At 69.5% G+C, this 420-nt stretch carries 1 protein-coding gene; it reads left to right on the forward strand.

Features of this window, described 5'->3' with window-relative positions; genetic code table 11:
• The coding region (locus D7X30_RS41440) for an acetate--CoA ligase family protein (RefSeq protein WP_199724705.1) at positions 1 to 420 on the forward strand (420 nt) is incomplete at both ends.

A 420-nucleotide genomic window follows, 5' to 3' on the forward strand; every position in this document is an offset into this window, starting at 1 on the left:
GGGCTGCTGGTCATCCTCACGCCGCAGGACATGACGGAGCCCACGCAGACGGCGGACCAGCTCAAGCCCTACGCGAAGCTCTCCGGCAAGCCGGTGCTAGCGAGCTGGATGGGCGGCTCGGAGGTCGTCGCGGGCGAGCGCATCCTCAACGACGCGGGCATTCCCACGTTCGGCTATCCCGACACGGCCGCGCGCATCTTCAATTACATGTGGCGCTACTCGTACAACCTCGCGGGCCTGTACGAGACGCCGACGCTGGCCGAGGAGCCCACGGGCGGGAGGGACGCGGCGCGGCGACTGGTGGACGCCGCGCGAGCGCAAGGACGCACGCTCCTGACGGAGCACGAGTCCAAGCAGTTGTTGGCCGCCTATGGCATCCCCACCGTGGAGACGCGGCTTGCCACCACGGAGGAGGGCGCG

This window comes from Corallococcus sp. AB011P (assembly GCF_003611605.1).
GTDB lineage: Bacteria > Myxococcota > Myxococcia > Myxococcales > Myxococcaceae > Corallococcus > Corallococcus coralloides.